This is a genomic window from Desulfamplus magnetovallimortis (assembly GCF_900170035.1).
GTDB lineage: Bacteria > Desulfobacterota > Desulfobacteria > Desulfobacterales > Desulfobacteraceae > Desulfamplus > Desulfamplus magnetovallimortis.
This window is the reverse complement of the sequence record NZ_LT828610.1, coordinates 1-877: the sequence shown is the minus strand read 5'-3', so window position 1 is coordinate 877 and position 877 is coordinate 1. Positions and strand designations below refer to the sequence as shown.

The 877-nt window shown below is 29.2% G+C and carries 1 protein-coding gene; it reads right to left on the bottom strand.

Translation table 11 applies throughout. From position 1 onward, the window contains the following. Positions 1-639: hypothetical protein (locus MTBBW1_RS27240; protein WP_139786943.1), on the bottom strand; the 639-nt coding region annotated here is incomplete at its 3' end. Positions 640-877 lie beyond the last annotated feature (238 nt).

Genomic DNA, 877 nt, shown 5'->3' with positions numbered 1-877 from the left:
ATGCCATTTCTTATCTTTAATTACATTTTCTATTCGTTTGTCGTCATAACCACTATCTGCTAAAACGACCACCTCTTCAGGAGAATGATACCCGATGTATTCATATAGATTCAATTGTTCAAAATATTCAATCACTACTTCATGCTCAGTTTTATACTTTATTTTGTTTTTCTTACAATAGTTTTTACTGTAAAATGGTATTGGCATAAGAGGAATAATTATTTCATTTATAATCAACACTATATTTGTCCATTGATGACCTATGACATACCCATTTCCATGATTAAATTTTTGAGAATTTTCGGTATGAATGCTTGAACGATTTTGAATCGTTGCATCAACAATAATTGCCACCCTCCATGGAAGAGATCCCTTTTGTAACCTTTTACATTTTTTGAAAAGTATTTTTGACTGTTTTTTAGATAAGTTGTTAAGATTTGTTTCGGATAATGAACTATGATTCTTTAGAAACCTGCTAAATTGGGACTTGTTTTTCCCCGAAAAATTTGCGGCTTCTTCCAGAGAATGTTTTCGAGCTACAGACATAAGAAAAAGCAGATAGGAAAAACATACATTGGAAACTTTTTTATTTATTGTCAATTTATCCAAAACTGATTTTCTAAAAGCAGCGTAATTCATTGTTCAATCTCCAAAGAGGTTAATAGTCATAACATACTAACTTAATGGATAATAATACCTATTTGTACATATGTCCATATCTTTTGAGGATATGAGAATAAAACAATATATGACGCTTATGTATAGTAAAATACAATATTTAAATTGAGCATGGTAAAAAATATAAAATCGTAATGCAACTTATTGAATATTAAGGCCATTACTCATACTGTATAAAATGTTATGCAACGTTTAAGTA